Raw genomic sequence first — 14094 nt, 5'->3', positions numbered from 1 at the left:
CAACGTCGATTCGCTCGGCGGTCCGAGCGGAGAGTTTTCCGAGAGCCCGGCTTCAAGGGAGGTTAGTATGGTTGATTCCTATAGGCATGTCCCTGTTCGGCCTGGATGAAAATGCCCGTATCTGTTCTCCGTGCAACTTGTAGTGGTCGTGCATTTGCGTGGTGTAAGAATCGGAGTCTCTGGTCGTACAGTATCGTCAGGCCAGTTGCTCTACAGTAACGGCGTACAGGGAGACCGTTTGGGTACGGGAAACGAACTTATCTTCATCTCGATCGCCTCATACCGCGATAGTCAGCTTATCCCCACCGTCGAAGATCTGGTCGAGAAGGCAGATGAACCCGAACTGCTACGCATAGACATCTGCTGGCAGCATGGCGAGGAGCAGCCTTCGCTGCCTTTCGCTGAGGCTCCCGGTATTTGCATCCTCGATGTCCCATGGCAGCAGAGCTATGGTGCCTGCTGGGCGCGTGCCGAAGCTATGAAGCTTTGGAGGGGCGAGCAGTGGTTTCTCCAGATCGACTCGCACTGTCGCTTCATTAAAGGTTGGGATACCAAGCTCATCCGCATGATGCAGCAGACGGGAAGCGTACGGCCCATCCTGAGCACCTATGCGAACACGTTCATTCCCGCTGCCGATGGCACCCGGGCACGCGAAGCGCTGCAGGGCACGCCACAACTGATCGCGCTTAGCGGCTTCTCGGAGGACGGACTACCTAAGCTCAAGCCCCTCGAAATTCCTGGCTATTCGGCTCGCGAACGCCCGATGGGTGCTCGTTTCCTCGCCGGTGGCTTTATCTTCGCGCCAGGCAGCTTCGTCGAGGACGTGCCCTACGATCCCGATCTCTACTTCTTCGGCGAAGAGATCGCCATGACGCTGCGCGCCTTTACCTCCGGCTACGATCTCTTCCATCCGGTAGAGTCGGTTGCCTGGCACGATTATGCCCGCGCCTACGCCACGCGCCACTGGGACGACCGAAAGCCTGTTGTTTCTGAAGGTGCAAGCGGAGCAACCGCATGGCGCGACCTCGACAGGCTAAGCCGCGAGCGAGTCGCATCCCTGCTCAGGGGAGAAACTGCGGGCGAGCCTTTCGGTCTTGGCACGGTACGCACAATCGAGGAATATGAGACTCATGCTGGTCTCTCCTTCCGTCTGCGCAGAATGCAGGACTACACCCGACGTGCGCTGGAACCGCCTAACCCGCCATTGCCCAGCGACTGGACAGCAGAAATCTTTACCTGGATGGTCCGCATCACCGTACACCGGACGGCGCTATCGGCGTGCGCCTTCGAAGAAGCCGGCTTCTGGGTCGTAGCCATTCAGGATGAAGACCGCCATGAGATCGACAGGCACGACGTTACGAAAGCTGAATTGAGCACAATCGGCGACGCGCCGCAGATCGTGCTCATTCGTGAGATCCATTCCGGCATCATCCCGGAGTCGTGGAGCGTGCAGCCGTTCGGCCGCAGTGCGGGATGGGGCCCGAAGATCTCCGGAAAATTGGATGAGTTGGATTACTCAATCATTATGGAAGAACTGTAAACGTCTGTTCTGGCATCACCGGACGCTTGCGCTAAACCGCCGATTGCCGTTCTTGCGGTGTACTGATTCCAACTGCAAATGGCGAAGCGCAGTCTTAAGGTTGACGGGTTCCATCAAACCGCGAACGCTCCTGTCTCTACATGAGCATCCAGCAAGTAGTGGGCACGGTCTGGGGAACTCAAAATTTGCTTCGGACTTTGTCCTTTGCTCTTTGGAAGGTCATTGCCACTCACACTAAGCAGTAGGCAGCCGGACACTATCAACACGTCGCAACGACTCTGGAGGCAACCTGCACGGAAACGGTGTTATGGAAACCAAATGCTCCAGGAGCCGGGATCAGTCACACTCAATGCGTTATCTGGGTCCCGACGACTCCAGAGCTCTGCAACTCACGCGCTGGAAGAAGAATGTTCTTGCTCAAAGCTAGTTCTTCGATTTCGCCTGATGCCAGGTTCCATCGAACGTGACGTTGAAACCGCCGCATAGCTGATTATCGACGGCACGGAAGGTCTTGCTGGCAAGGTCGTACTTCAGATCAAGGACGCAATCTGGCAACTCGCCATGATCGAGGATGTGAAGAAATGGCCCCATGGCGACGGCGTCCCCGCTCACCTGGCCGGTATGCACATTGTGCGCGATGTTGGTGTAATTCGCCCTGCCCTCCACATGGATCTTGCCGTGGCCTTCGGCACTGCGCGTAACGACCAGTCGGTCATTGTGCACGCCTGCATGGCCGGTGACCCAGGTGCCGAGCCACTGTTCTGTCGTGATGGCGGGAGTCGATGGGACGGGCGCCAGCCGATCAGTCGGGATCCAACCCGACCATCCGCCCACCATTGCGCACGTCCAACGGCCCTGGGTCGCACCGGGAGCGATGAGATCGCCTTGATACTCGTCAGGCTTGGCTGGGTCGAGATACTCGGCGTGGCAGGCGGCGGCTTCACTGCCCTTGTCCCCGCAGTGAAAAGTCATGAGGACCGGCGCTGTGCCGCTGAAGACGCGTAGGCCGTCGAAGTTAACCACGGCAGGGGGCTTGCATTCCACCGCAGGCACGTCCGGGGGGAGCGGAGCTTCCTTGCTCTGAGCTTCCCCAACGGTAACCGCAAGAAGGAAGAAGGCTGACAATCGAATGGATCTCTGAAGCAAGCTGAAGAACATTGGGAAACCCTCGAAGAAGTTCGCTGGCTCGAAATCGTCTGGCAAGAGCAGCGCACACGTCCTCTGACCCGTCAGAGGCTCACAAGTCGCGTTCTCGCTGGCATCTGCCCTGAAAACGTGGCGGTCTCAATGGGTCGATGCAACACTGGCTTGGAGTTTACTAGCCGGAGTATCGAAGTCCAAAGTTTTCCTTGGGCGTTGATTGAGGCGCAGAGCTACCTTGTTGAGGTCTGCCTGAGAGTAGCCGGATAGGTCAGTCTTCCTCGGAAAGTACTGTCGAAGAAGGCCATCGGTGTTCTCGTTGGTACCGCGCTGCCATGGGCTCTGCGGATCACAGAAGTAGACGTCCACCTTCGTGGCCACCGTGAAGCTTTTGTGTTTTGCCATCTCAAGGCCGCGGTCCCAGGTCAGCGAACGCCTCAAAGATGCGGGCAGTTTACGAACCTGCCGACTTAGCGCGGCGACGACAGTCGCCGTGTCTTTGCTAGGCACTTTCACCAGGATGGTGAAGCGGGAGTGCCGTTCGACGAGAGTTGCGATGTGACTGTTGCCTGACCCGCTGAGCAGGTCTCCCTCCCAATGACCTGGGATGGCGCGGTCGTTAATCTCTGCAGGTCGTTCGCTGATGGAGATCGCATCGACGATCTGACCTCGGGACTGTCCAGCAGCCTTAGCATGCACCGATCGGCGGATCTGCCGCTTGGACCGCAGGTGCTGCACCAGCTCCTTTTTCAGCACTCCGCGAGCCTGGATGAATAAGCTGCGATAGATCGTCTCGTGGGACACGCGCATGCTCCCGTTGTTGGGATATCGTCTCTTCAACCAGCCGGAGATTTGCTCCGGCGACCAGTCTCGGATCAGTTTACTGGCCACGATCAAGCGCAGCTTCCTGTGCCTGGCAAGTCGACAGGTCTTAGGCCGCAGTGCCGATCTCCAAGCCCGCTGATCAGCGTCACTCGCTCTATAGACTGAGCGGCCACCGTTCCGGACTACCTCCCGGCTCACCGTAGATGCTGGACGTTCCAGACCCTTGGCTATCTCGCGGATCGACGAACCAGAGGCAATGCCTCGTGAGATCTCTTCTCGTTCGACCAACGTCAGCGTTCGCTGCGACCGCTCACGAACTGCGGGAGCAATCCCACCGTGCTTGGAGAGCATGAACTGAATCGAACCATGATCCTTGTCGAAGGCACGACCAATCTCTTTGAGAGACTCGCCCAACTTCCAACGCCTCCAGATGTCAGCCTTATGCTCAGCAGAAAGCCCAAACCGTCTTCCTTCTCTCATTCACACCACCTCGAAGAGAAATCATTTCTATCAGATGGTGTTGCATCGACCGGTTGAGACCGCCCGACTTTCGGGGAATTGCGCACGGAGACGAGATTTAGCTGCTCAAGTGGGTGATATGCGTTTCTCGGTATCAACCCTGAATGTATGCTGGTGTGCATGCCGAAGAGCACGAGATTTGATTCGCTACGCGCCCGAGGGCAAACGTTTGCCTGGATACTTATCGTATCTCTTCTGGCCGTTTTCAGTCTGCAGCTGGTTCACGTCGCGCGTCTCTACTCTGCAAACTGGGATGAAGCCCACCATTTGTATGATGGCTACCTCATTCTGACGCAGCACGACTACAGGGCGAATGCAGAGGTCCCGCCGCTCGTGAAGATAACAGCGGCACTTCCTCTGCTCCGAATGCATCTCGCCCTGCCAGGTTCGACCGGCACTCCGCAGACAGAGAACGCCTTCCTTGGCGGTCGCACCTTTGTCTTTGCCAACGGTGGCGATCGTCTTCTGTTTCCCGCGCGTATGGCCTGCATGCTTTTCAGCCTGGTGACAGCTCTGCTGGTCTATGCAACAGGCCGGCGCTTCTTTGGGATGCTCGCCGGCGTGTGCTCTCTCTTCCTGTTCGTCTTCGACCCCAATCTTCTAGCTCACGGCACACTGATCTCGACCGATGTTGGAAGTGCCTGCTTCTTTTTAGCGACTGTGTACGCTTTCTACCTTTATTCCGTTCAGCCTTCATGGAAAGTACTGCTTGTCACGGGGCTGTTGGCTGGACTGGCGCTCGTGACCAAATTTACCGGCATTCTGATCGCACCCATATTGTTGCTCATCGCGGTAGTCGAGGGAGTTCGCGAGCGAAGGCCGGCAACCGCTGCACGATTGCTGGGTGCCTCCTTTGCCGTCCTCGCCTGTGCCTGGCTAGTGCTCTGGGCGTTCTATGGCTTCCGCTACGCTGCGGCACCGCACGGACTTCAACTCTCTCCCACGCTCGGTGAGTATCTGGCCTCCTTGCCGAACCCCGCCCAAGGCGCGAAATTGGCGCTGTTTGCACGTTTTCACCTGCTTCCGCAAGCATATATCTGGGGACTCGCCAATACGAAACATATCGAACAGGAGTACACCAGCTACTTCTTCGGACATGTCTACCGTCACGGGCCGTGGGAGTATTTTCCCGCTGCCTTTTTCATCAAGTCCACCTTGCCGCTCCTGTTGCTGCTCCTCCTCGCGCCCCTGCTCTGGTTGAAAGAAGGCCGCGCTTACGGGCGGCAGATGGTATTTCTTCTAGTACCCGTGTGCGTGTATTTTGCTGTCGTCACCACGTCTCACTTCGATATCGGCGCGCGGCACCTGATGCCGGTCTATCCGTTTCTTTACGTCCTTGCAGGCGCCATTGCTGCTATGTTCCTGCGGCGCGGATCGGGATGGGCGGCACTCGCTGCTGCCCTGCTTCTTTGGCAGGTGGTGACAACAGTTCGTATCGCTCCGAACTATATGGCCTATGGCAACGAGGCCTGGGGAGGTCCGCTGCAGGTCCGACACTATCTCAGCGATGCCAACGTGGACTGGGGTCAACAACTTAAGACGGTGAAGCAGTATCTCGATCAGCAGCACGACCCCGATTGCTGGTTTGCCTACTTCCCGGACGGTGCTGTGCAGCCGCAGGATTATGGCATCCATTGTCATCGCCTGCCAACTCCGAGCGGACTATGGTGGTTTACGCTGCCGATGGAGGTGCCTCCGCAAATCAACGGCACCGTGCTCATCAGCGAGAGTGATCTGGAAGGAGTGGAATCCGGCGACGGTGCGCTGAACCCTTATGAGGGATTCCAGAAGCTGAAGCCGACAGCGATCTTGCAGGACGGAGTCTATGTCTATCAAGGGAGCTTCGCGGTTCCGCTCGCTTCGGCGTGGGTTGATGTCCGTCAGTCTGCGGCACTTGTCCAAAAAGACGAGCTGCAGCAAGCACTTCTGCTGGCGCAGCGGGCGGTCACGCTCGCACCTCAGTCTGCTCGCACCCAGCTCCAATTGGCCGACGTTCTCGCGGCGGAGACGCAATGGAATTCGGCCAAGAAACACTACCAGCTCGCCCAGGAGAATCTGCTAAACCATCGACCTGATCTGGAGCAGGAAGAGCTTGGCATTCGGATTCAGAATGGGTTGGATGCTGCAGTTACGCGGTAGCGACGGCTTTGCCGGATAAGAGTTTGTCACTAACAGTCTTGCCAAAGTCGCAATGTCGCCAGTAACGGGTGAGTGCAGACGCTTCGGTTCGTGGAAAACGGCGTTTTGAGCAAGAACGCCGAAAGAGGGAAGCACCTCCACCGCAGTCCGGTTATTTAGAACCGGCCTAGAGTCTTGATTTGGAGGACGCAGCGGTCGATCGCCTGAGCAGAAGCTTCAAGCATCGCGATGGACGTTGCGTGACGGCTTCGGTCGTTCAGCTCCAAGCGTTGCGCCTCAGCTCTATATCCGTCGCTGTCGGCGGTCCACTTGGCGACTAGTCTTTGTAGTTGTTCCTGATCGACCATGGCCTAATCGTATCGACCGGACGTAACTTCATTATCGGACGTAAACCTTGTGGAATGAATAAGTTGCACCATACGTGAGTTCCTGCTTCGGGTCGAATAGGATGGGCCACACCGTAGCGCCGTGGCCCATCTACTCGAGTCTGTCTCAGGGTATTACAAAGCAGTGCTGTCCCGAAACGCCTTCACAGTATCGTGTGAGGCTTGTATGTGGGTTTGCTGGGTTAGGAGCAATTCTCGAATCTTGGCAGACGGCAAGTCCTGAGCTTCCAGAGCTTCCTTATAAGCTTTCTTCGCGGCATCCTCGCCCTGTTCTGCAGTCTCCAGCAAAGTGTGATCCGAGCCGCCCAAACTGGCCTTTAGGTCTGCCCATGAGCGGTGAATTGCTCCGCTCGCTGTGCCGCCAATATCTTTCGTATCGCCGGCCGTGAGCGCAAGTTCCGCTTCAAGTTCTTTAGCGAATTCGCCTCGGTGTGCGGACTCCTTTATGAAAAACATCTTTGTTTCGGGGTTCTTCAACTTCTCCCCGAGATCTGCAAAGCCCTTTTCACCGTCATTGAGAACCTGTACGACTGTCTTTACGAGTGAGTAGCCTTCTGCCATGTGTTTCACCTCACGACTTTTGAAGCTTAAGAGATGGTTTAGGTTGGACCTACTCGCTCCGTCAGCACCGGTCCCTAGGTGGAACGCCTCCCCCTCAGAACGGCATCGAAAATGGTGGCTATGGACTCAACTGTTGGCATACCAATCAATCTGCGAGACGGTCTTCGCGAGATGCTACGCAATCCGATTCGCACCCTGGTTCCACCATGGAGCTGGAAGGCGGCCACCTTCGCCGCCGCGGTGCGAGGACTGGCATTTTTTGCGACGAATCTGCAAGCTGGGCAGAGGGAAGCAACAAAGGCGCTCGTGGTCGAAGCAGTGTTTGCTTTCGTGACGGGAGGACTGATCGGGGCAATATCTCAGCACCTGCGTAAGGCTGAACCTCGTTGGGCGACCGCCGGAGTGGTTTGCATATGCTTGCCGGGCTTCATGCTGTTCGCCCAATCGGGAGTCCACCGACTCGCACACACCCCTCACCTCAGCGGCGGTCTTGTTCTTTCCTTCTGTCTGTCTGTAGTCTCAGCAGCGTTCAGTTGGTATGCCATGCGTCACGGTGCCATGTTGGGCGGTACGGATGAAACGACTGTCTTTCACGACCTGGAGGCGCTTCCGAAGATCCTTCTCAACTTTGTGCTCGTCGGCCCGGACCTGGTAGCTTCGATCTTTCGAGCAAAACGGCACTGAAATGCTGCGTGCACTGGCTACTCGAGCGGCTCTTCGCTGTCGCCTGAACGGGAGCAGAGCAGCAGATTGCTCAGGTGCAAGAGCGCGAGGCCCGCGAGTTAAGCCGTCTGGACAAGCTCATCGCCGCCGCCAGGGAGTTCGCCCACGAGGTCAAAGACCGTACCGTCGCCTTTGCGAAAAACATCAAGGAGCGGGCCGGTTCCCTGTTGGCGATGCGTCCCAGGAAGAGCAGGCCAAGGCCGCTCCAGAGAAAGACCAGGCGCAGGAGCAGGCACGATCGCCTTCCCCGGAGATGCAGGCGAGGCTGGACGAGCTATTGGGCGGGTTTCATCGCAGGATGGATGCGCAGCAGTCCGTCGAGGCGAAGCTGGCCGACTTCGGCAACCGCATGGATACCAGGCTGCAGCAGGAACAGGCGCAGGCGCTTGCCCGTCAGCAGCAGGAGCAGGCATTGAAGCAGCAGCAGGAACAGGCCAAGACCAAAGAGCCGGAGATTGAGCGCGAGCACTCTCGTGGGTTTGGCATAGGAAGGTAGAGCACCATGAGGGATGATGAGCTGTTAGCGATCTACGGAGCCACCCGCCAGCTGGCCGAGGGCATGACGGCGCGGGACGCGGAGCTGAAGCAGACCACGGCGGCGCTTGAGGCCACGATCGCTCAGGTGCGGCAGTTGCCGGCCATGCTGGGCCAGCAGACCAGCAAGTACATCGCCGCCGGCATCCGGGAGGTCGTGCAGGGGGGACTTCAAGCAGCCTATCGAGAAGGCCGTTGAGGGGCCGATCCGGTCGATCGAGGTGGCGGCCTACCATGTGCGGGAGGCGGTCGGGCACCTCAAGGAGGAGGCCCGCTTCCAGACCTGGACCGTGTTCGCCCTCATCCTGGCTCTGGGCTTTGCTCTGGGAGCCTTCGGGACGTACTTCTTCTTTACCCGCCAGGTGTCGGCATTGAATAGCCGTTTCGACCACTTTGAGCAACTCCTGGCCGCGCCGCACCTGCTCCAGCGGACACCCACGTCCCAACGCCGCAGGCCGGGAAGAAGCATGGGCAGCACTAAAGGCAGGCTACGAGGGATTATGTCTAACTGGCGTGTGATGTGTTTCTCGATACCTTTTCATGCCAGACGCATTACGTAGGTTTTGATAAGGCGCTTACGCTAGATCCTCGCGTCCTTTCCAAGCGCTCAATGGCGCTGATCTGAGTAACCAAGGTATCCAAGAAAGTTACGCGTGACCTCTATCACGAACTCCTCATCATCGAAGCGAGTTAACTCGTTCCACATCGATACCTGTTCCAAGGCACGGACCTCGATCACCGTGCCCATGGTGAGAAGTGCGAAGATTACGGCTTTGTGTGGATTAGAGCTCTTAATCTGTTCGCGGTAGGCGAGAAGCCGGTCCGCGAAACGCTCGAAATTGATTGAGATACTCCGCAATGCCCGAGCCCGAAACTCCTCGTCCGAGTCTGAACCAATGAATCTGATCAGAGCTCGCATGAGTCCCGGCCGCAATCTGTACTGCTGCAATGTAAATGAAACCATTCGATGAACATGAGCCTCGAGAGTCTGATCGCCAAAGACCTCATTGATGTGTTCCAGACTTGCTGCGCCTTCCAACATGCTGAGGAGAGCTACGCGATAGAGCGCATTCCTGTCGCGAAATCTCCGATAGACACTTGCCGGCGCTATCTTCGCTTCACTAGCGATTCGGGATATCGTAGCCCCTTCAAGGCCGTGCTTTTCCAGTGTTACGAGCGTGGCAGTAATCAGCCGAGCTAGTGTTTCGCGACTTCGCTGCTGCTGCGGAACAAGGAAACCGTCTGTCATGCAAAAAGCATAGGGCATCATCTCTGAATAAGCGAATGTGATGATACATTCACATATTATGACTAGCGATGCTCTATCACCACTCATTCCTCGCTCTGCCATCTTCGCCGATCCTGAGATGGCCTACGCCCAGCTCTCTCCCAACGGAAACATGCTTGCTTACCTGGCCCCGGTCGAGGGCAAGGTTGGAGTTTGGGTGCGGACCATCGGACAAGAGAACGATCGCGTGGTGGCACGGGACGCGCTACGTCCGATTCCCTGGGCCCAGTGGCAGGGGGATGGACAACATGTTCTTTATCTTCAGGATTCTAGGGGAGACGAAAACTACCATCTGTTTCGAGTTGGTTTGCTAGGACACGAGCCGATGGATCTCACACCCGTGCCTGGTGCTCGGGCCCTGCCCCTCGCTATAGATTTCCGCTATCCGGATGAGGGTCTGATCACGATGAACGCTCGGACTCCGAGTCTTATGGACGTTCACCGTGTCAATTTTGCGACCGGCTCAAATTTACTCGATATCGAGAATCCTGGCGACGTTCAACTTTGGCTTGCGGATAATATGCTTCAAGTTCGCGCTGCGGTGGCACAGATAGCTGGGGGAAACTTTGCGATCCGCGTGCGCGATGTAGCGGGCTCAGAATGGAGAGTTCTAGACGAGATCGCGTTTGCTGACGGCAGGCCTCGCCTGGTTGCATTCTCCCCGGACAACCGGTTCTTGTATGCGATCACAGCCAAGAACGCCAATGCGGATCGACTTGTGCAATATGAGCTGAGCAGCGGTGCGGTCGCAACACGTTTCGAAGATCCAGCATACGACGTGGTGAAGGTCTACATCGAGCCTGACACACGGGAGATCGGAGCCGCTGCGGTCTTGCGTGACAGACTCGTTTGGACGCCGCTATCCGATTCATGGGCGTTGTCTTTAAAGAGCTTTGAGGCGCTTGATGCAGGAGAGTTCTCGATCGCTTCCGGCACGAAGAACGGGGACCCGCTGATCCTGCAGTGTCAAAGCGATACCTCTCCGGAGAAGTACTTTCTTTACTCGCGCGAAACGTGTCACGCCACGCTGCTTTTTCATTGTCGTCCAAATTTGCTGATTTATACGCTTGCCGCGATGAAGCCGATCACGTTCTCAGCTGGCGATGGATTACGTCTCAGCGGGTATCTAACCTTACCTGTTGGGCTTGAACCGCAAGGCCTTCCGACCGTGCTTTATGTGCACGGCGGACCCTGGCACCGCGATCGATGGGGCTTCGACCCAGTCGTGCAATGGCTTGCCAATAGAGGCTATGCAGTTCTGCAGGTGAACTTTCGCGGCTCGACCGGTTACGGGAAAGCATTTTTGAATGCGGGCAATCGCGAGTGGGCCGGAGCCATGCGAACCGATCTGCTGGATGCCCGTGACTGGGCCATTAAGGCGGGTTATGCGGACCCAGCACGATGTGCCATCTTCGGGATGAGCTATGGCGGCTATGCCACTCTCACGGCACTCGCCTGGACGCCGGATGCATTCCGGTGTGGCATCGACGTCGTCGGTCCTTCTGACTTGACGACATTTTTGGCTTCGATCCCACCTTACTGGGAGCCTATGCGCAAGCTCCTGGAAGAACGCGTAGGCGATGAGGACGCCTTCCTCAAATCGCAATCTCCGCTTTACCGGGTATCAAGCATTAGCGCTCCCCTCCTAATCGCTCAAGGGGCGAACGATCCCCGGGTTAAGAAGCGGGAAAGCGATCAAATTGTCCAGGCATTGCGCGAGAACGGCAGGGAGGTCGAATACCTCATTTACGAGAATGAGGGGCATGGTCTAGCGCATCAAGAGAATCTTCAGCACTTCGCGGAAGTGGCTGAATCGTTCTTAGCCCGTCATCTAGGCGGACGGGCGGAACCTTAGAAACCATGCAGTATTCATCAGCTCAGGCTTTGGTTATGCCAGCTTGTCAGCTCTGAAACGTCCGTTTCAGAGGAGGACGCTGGTCCCCGACCTTTGGTTATGAACCCAAAGAGCGTAGTCCTGAAGTCTGTGTTTTCGGCAATCTCATTCTGCTTGGTTCCGACCCAATCACGAGCGGGTCCACATTGATATGCTCTTCCCATGCTCCAACCTCTTCGGACAAACGTGGTCAGACATAATGTGGAGGTCGATTCGAGTATGCCAACGCAAGGGACAAAGTCGCGGGTTGCTGGAACCATCGCACGAAGAGCAGGTGCGTTCGTCATTGCTTTCACCGCGGCGAGCGCCTGCGCCCTGGCTCAATCCCCCGACCCCAATCAACTGCCGACGGCACCAGCCCTGGGTCGCTACACGGACACACTGTCAAAGATCTGCGGAAGCAACCGTGTGGATGTGAATCCATCAAAGATTCCATTTATTGGCTGCTTCGCGCTCAAAGCCGGAACGTCGCTCAGTGGCGATGTTGATGGCAGGGCTGTCACGATCCGTGTGCCACTGCAGGGAGAAGAAATCATCGAGGTAGATGACAACGCTGTTCGGCGAACAAGCTCTTCGACCACCAACGTCGAAGGAGTCAAGCCGGGCGCATCCGGATTTTCAATATGCACCAAAGACAAGCCGAAGGACTGCCCCGTTCTGAGCGCCTTAATGCGAAAACCGGGAAGTTTCGTCAGCTTCGATATTTCGCGGGCCTTCAAACCCCGCTCGTATGTCACCAATCAGGAAAATTGGGATTACGAGTCGAAACGCTAATAGCCTCGTGAACTTCGGTAGCCCACCCTCAAGCGGCGCCAGGGTCCATACTGAAGCGCGAAACTGATCACGAAAACAACGCACAAACTTGATACGAGCCTCGTTATAGGAAAGTTCGATGCCGTTTCCTTTTCGCCCCGCTGTCGCGCTTGATAATGTCCTTTATCATGCGGGAGAGGACGCTCAAAATAAGGTCTGCTCTTAAGATCGCCAGGACTGTCTTTGCAATCGGACTTGCGGCCTGTTGTGTCGGCCAGACTGCCGTACCCGCCACACCGGGCAAGCTGGAACTGCGTCTCCTGCCGCAATCGGTCTGGATGAAGATTCCCCAGACGTTCACCATCCTGATGGTGAATGGAACCGATCACGACGTGCGTGTGCCGACGCCTTCGCTGGAATGTGGTGATGTTCCCCACGGGACGGTGCGGCTGCGTTTAAACTTCAAACCCTACACCCCGGGAGTCGCTGGTGTTGGAGGAGGGTGCGTGAATGATTTCTCGTACTCACCCATGCCTGACGTAATCAAGGGATGGAAGGTGCTGCGCCCTGGAGAGAGCCTAACGCTAGCAACGATCAACGATCGTGTGCTCGCGCAAGAGGCGGGTTCGTACGATTACTGGGCACACTACGATCCTCCGGGGATGCCGGAAGCCGACCGGGAGTGGCTGCGAAAGGCCGGCACCGATTACCCAAAAGAAGAGCTTGATTCGGCTCATGTGAAGTTCGTGAAGCGGCGATGAGAACACCGACTTCGACACTGCAAAAACCTTCTGGAGCCCAGAGCGGTGTCCTTATTCCTTTGCTCTCCATCTTCACGGCGCGGCCGGAAGCCCGGACACGGATGCGCGATTTCTTCAGCTCGCATATCCGAAATCCGAGCAGCCGCCGTGCCCACCGTGAGGCGGTGCGGCAGGTTTCTGACTTCTGTGCCGAGCACGGCATCGGCGATCTCGCCCAGGTCGAGCCGGTCCATGTGGCCGCTTTTGTTGAAACCCAGCTCAAGACTCAATCGAAACCTACGGCGAAGTTGCGGCTGGCAGCGTTGCGGATGCTCTTTGACTGGATGGTCGTCGGTCAGGTCATCCCCACGAACCCAGCCCACTCAGTTCGCGGGCCGAAGCACTCGCAGCGGCGTGGCAAGACACCAGTGCTGCAGGCAGACGAAGCCCGCACTCTGATCGACGCGATCGATACCACTTCCCTGCCCGGTCTGCGAGACCGTGCCCTCATCGGGCTGATGGTCTATACCTTCTCTTGCGTCGGCGCGGCCATTTCGATGCGCGTTGAGGACTTCTTTGTTCAGGGCCGCCGAGGTTGGGTTCGCCTGCATGAGAAGGGCGGCAAAGAACACGAGATGCCGACCCACCACAATCTCGACCGCTATCTGGAGGAGTACATCGACGCCGCTGGCATCGCCGAAGATCGGAAAGGGCCTATGTTTCGCACGACGAGTGGGCGATCAGGAGAGTTGACCGGCAATTCTCTGCTCCAATCCGATGTGTGGCGAATGATCCGCCGGCGAGCGCTGGCGGCTGGAATCAAGACTGAAATCGGCTGCCACACCTTTCGGGCGACCGGCATAACCGCCTACCTAAAGAACGGCGGCCGACTAGAGATCGCCCAGCAAATGGCCGCGCATGAATCCGCCCGGACGACGGGGCTTTACGACCGGAGGAGCGATGAGGTTTCCCTAGATGAGGTCGAGAGGATTGGAATTTAGCTTAAGCGATGAGGCCGGACTCGCTCTTCTACGTCCGTAGAAAGAATGTAA

Annotated in this window: 14 protein-coding genes; 9 read left to right on the top strand and 5 right to left on the bottom strand. The window is 57.1% G+C overall.

What is annotated here, in order from left to right:
- The first annotated feature begins 238 nt into the window (after positions 1-238).
- Complete coding sequence (locus tag ACIX9_RS22845) at positions 239-1540, top strand: GlcNAc-transferase family protein (protein WP_013573256.1); 1302 nt, start codon at positions 239-241, stop codon at positions 1538-1540.
- Between the two features lie 423 nt (positions 1541-1963).
- Here the strand turns inward: ACIX9_RS22845 and ACIX9_RS22840 are convergent, their stop codons facing one another.
- Positions 1964-2686, bottom strand: coding sequence for a hypothetical protein (locus ACIX9_RS22840; RefSeq protein WP_198152269.1), 723 nt, complete (start codon positions 2684-2686; stop codon positions 1964-1966).
- A gap of 138 nt (positions 2687-2824) precedes the next feature.
- Positions 2825-3985, bottom strand: coding sequence for an IS30 family transposase (locus ACIX9_RS22835; RefSeq protein WP_013573254.1), 1161 nt, complete (start codon positions 3983-3985; stop codon positions 2825-2827).
- A 159-nt stretch (positions 3986-4144) separates the two neighbouring features.
- On the opposite strand from ACIX9_RS22835, the gene ACIX9_RS22830 reads away from it, so the two are divergent.
- Positions 4145-6163, top strand: coding sequence for a glycosyltransferase family 39 protein (locus tag ACIX9_RS22830; RefSeq protein WP_157478396.1), 2019 nt, complete (start codon positions 4145-4147; stop codon positions 6161-6163).
- A 155-nt stretch (positions 6164-6318) separates the two neighbouring features.
- Here the strand turns inward: ACIX9_RS22830 and ACIX9_RS26610 are convergent, their stop codons facing one another.
- Both ACIX9_RS26610 and ACIX9_RS22820 read right to left on the bottom strand, forming a co-directional pair.
- Positions 6319-6510: a hypothetical protein gene (locus tag ACIX9_RS26610; protein WP_041598275.1), complete on the bottom strand. Its 192-nt coding sequence runs from the start codon at positions 6508-6510 to the stop codon at positions 6319-6321.
- Positions 6511-6663: 153 nt separating this feature from the next.
- Positions 6664-7110, bottom strand: coding sequence for a PA2169 family four-helix-bundle protein (locus ACIX9_RS22820; RefSeq protein ID WP_013573252.1), 447 nt, complete (start codon positions 7108-7110; stop codon positions 6664-6666).
- 120 nt (positions 7111-7230) lie between these two features.
- Between ACIX9_RS22820 and ACIX9_RS22815 the strand changes: the two genes are divergently transcribed.
- The 3 genes from ACIX9_RS22815 to ACIX9_RS22805 all read left to right on the top strand — a co-directional run bounded on the left by ACIX9_RS22815 (position 7231) and on the right by ACIX9_RS22805 (position 8566).
- Complete coding sequence (locus tag ACIX9_RS22815; protein ID WP_232298998.1) at positions 7231-7794, top strand: hypothetical protein; 564 nt, start codon at positions 7231-7233, stop codon at positions 7792-7794.
- A gap of 292 nt (positions 7795-8086) precedes the next feature.
- Positions 8087-8329: a hypothetical protein gene (locus tag ACIX9_RS22810; RefSeq protein WP_013573250.1), complete on the top strand. Its 243-nt coding sequence runs from the start codon at positions 8087-8089 to the stop codon at positions 8327-8329.
- A 6-nt stretch (positions 8330-8335) separates the two neighbouring features.
- On the top strand, positions 8336-8566 hold the full coding sequence (locus ACIX9_RS22805) for a hypothetical protein (RefSeq protein WP_013573249.1): 231 nt from the start codon (positions 8336-8338) through the stop codon (positions 8564-8566).
- A gap of 408 nt (positions 8567-8974) precedes the next feature.
- Here the strand turns inward: ACIX9_RS22805 and ACIX9_RS22795 are convergent, their stop codons facing one another.
- Positions 8975-9616, bottom strand: coding sequence for a TetR/AcrR family transcriptional regulator (locus ACIX9_RS22795; protein ID WP_157478385.1), 642 nt, complete (start codon positions 9614-9616; stop codon positions 8975-8977).
- A gap of 58 nt (positions 9617-9674) precedes the next feature.
- On the opposite strand from ACIX9_RS22795, the gene ACIX9_RS22790 reads away from it, so the two are divergent.
- The 4 genes from ACIX9_RS22790 (at position 9675) to ACIX9_RS22775 (ending at position 14043) form a co-directional block, all read left to right on the top strand.
- Positions 9675-11510: a S9 family peptidase gene (locus ACIX9_RS22790; RefSeq protein ID WP_013573246.1), complete on the top strand. Its 1836-nt coding sequence runs from the start codon at positions 9675-9677 to the stop codon at positions 11508-11510.
- A gap of 201 nt (positions 11511-11711) precedes the next feature.
- Positions 11712-12323, top strand: a complete 612-nt coding sequence (locus ACIX9_RS22785; RefSeq protein ID WP_198152268.1) for a hypothetical protein — start codon at positions 11712-11714, stop codon at positions 12321-12323.
- Positions 12324-12478: 155 nt separating this feature from the next.
- Positions 12479-13063, top strand: a complete 585-nt coding sequence (locus ACIX9_RS22780) for a hypothetical protein (protein WP_013573244.1) — start codon at positions 12479-12481, stop codon at positions 13061-13063.
- Positions 13060-14043, top strand: coding sequence for a tyrosine-type recombinase/integrase (locus ACIX9_RS22775; protein WP_013573243.1), 984 nt, complete (start codon positions 13060-13062; stop codon positions 14041-14043). Before ACIX9_RS22780 ends, ACIX9_RS22775 begins: the two co-directional genes overlap by 4 nt.
- The last annotated feature ends 51 nt before the right edge of the window (positions 14044-14094 follow it).

It is taken from the genome of Granulicella tundricola MP5ACTX9 (assembly GCF_000178975.2).
Taxonomy (GTDB): domain Bacteria; phylum Acidobacteriota; class Terriglobia; order Terriglobales; family Acidobacteriaceae; genus Edaphobacter; species Edaphobacter tundricola.
The sequence above is the reverse complement of the archived record's forward strand: the minus strand, read 5'-3'. Positions and strand labels throughout refer to the sequence as shown.

Excerpts from the sequence above, each read along its gene's own strand:
- ACIX9_RS22835 (WP_013573254.1), bottom strand. The coding sequence starts at position 3,985 with ATGAGAGAAGGAAGACGGTTTGGGCTTTCTGCTGAGCATAAGGCTGAC.
- ACIX9_RS22830 (WP_157478396.1), top strand. The coding sequence starts at position 4,145 with ATGCCGAAGAGCACGAGATTTGATTCGCTACGCGCCCGAGGGCAAACG.
- ACIX9_RS26610 (WP_041598275.1), bottom strand. The coding sequence starts at position 6,510 with ATGGTCGATCAGGAACAACTACAAAGACTAGTCGCCAAGTGGACCGCC.
- ACIX9_RS22820 (WP_013573252.1), bottom strand. The coding sequence starts at position 7,110 with ATGGCAGAAGGCTACTCACTCGTAAAGACAGTCGTACAGGTTCTCAAT.
- ACIX9_RS22815 (WP_232298998.1), top strand. The coding sequence starts at position 7,231 with ATGGACTCAACTGTTGGCATACCAATCAATCTGCGAGACGGTCTTCGC.
- ACIX9_RS22810 (WP_013573250.1), top strand. The coding sequence starts at position 8,087 with ATGCAGGCGAGGCTGGACGAGCTATTGGGCGGGTTTCATCGCAGGATG.
- ACIX9_RS22805 (WP_013573249.1), top strand. The coding sequence starts at position 8,336 with ATGAGGGATGATGAGCTGTTAGCGATCTACGGAGCCACCCGCCAGCTG.
- ACIX9_RS22795 (WP_157478385.1), bottom strand. The coding sequence starts at position 9,616 with ATGACAGACGGTTTCCTTGTTCCGCAGCAGCAGCGAAGTCGCGAAACA.
- ACIX9_RS22790 (WP_013573246.1), top strand. The coding sequence starts at position 9,675 with ATGACTAGCGATGCTCTATCACCACTCATTCCTCGCTCTGCCATCTTC.
- ACIX9_RS22785 (WP_198152268.1), top strand. The coding sequence starts at position 11,712 with ATGCTCCAACCTCTTCGGACAAACGTGGTCAGACATAATGTGGAGGTC.
- ACIX9_RS22780 (WP_013573244.1), top strand. The coding sequence starts at position 12,479 with ATGTCCTTTATCATGCGGGAGAGGACGCTCAAAATAAGGTCTGCTCTT.
- ACIX9_RS22775 (WP_013573243.1), top strand. The coding sequence starts at position 13,060 with ATGAGAACACCGACTTCGACACTGCAAAAACCTTCTGGAGCCCAGAGC.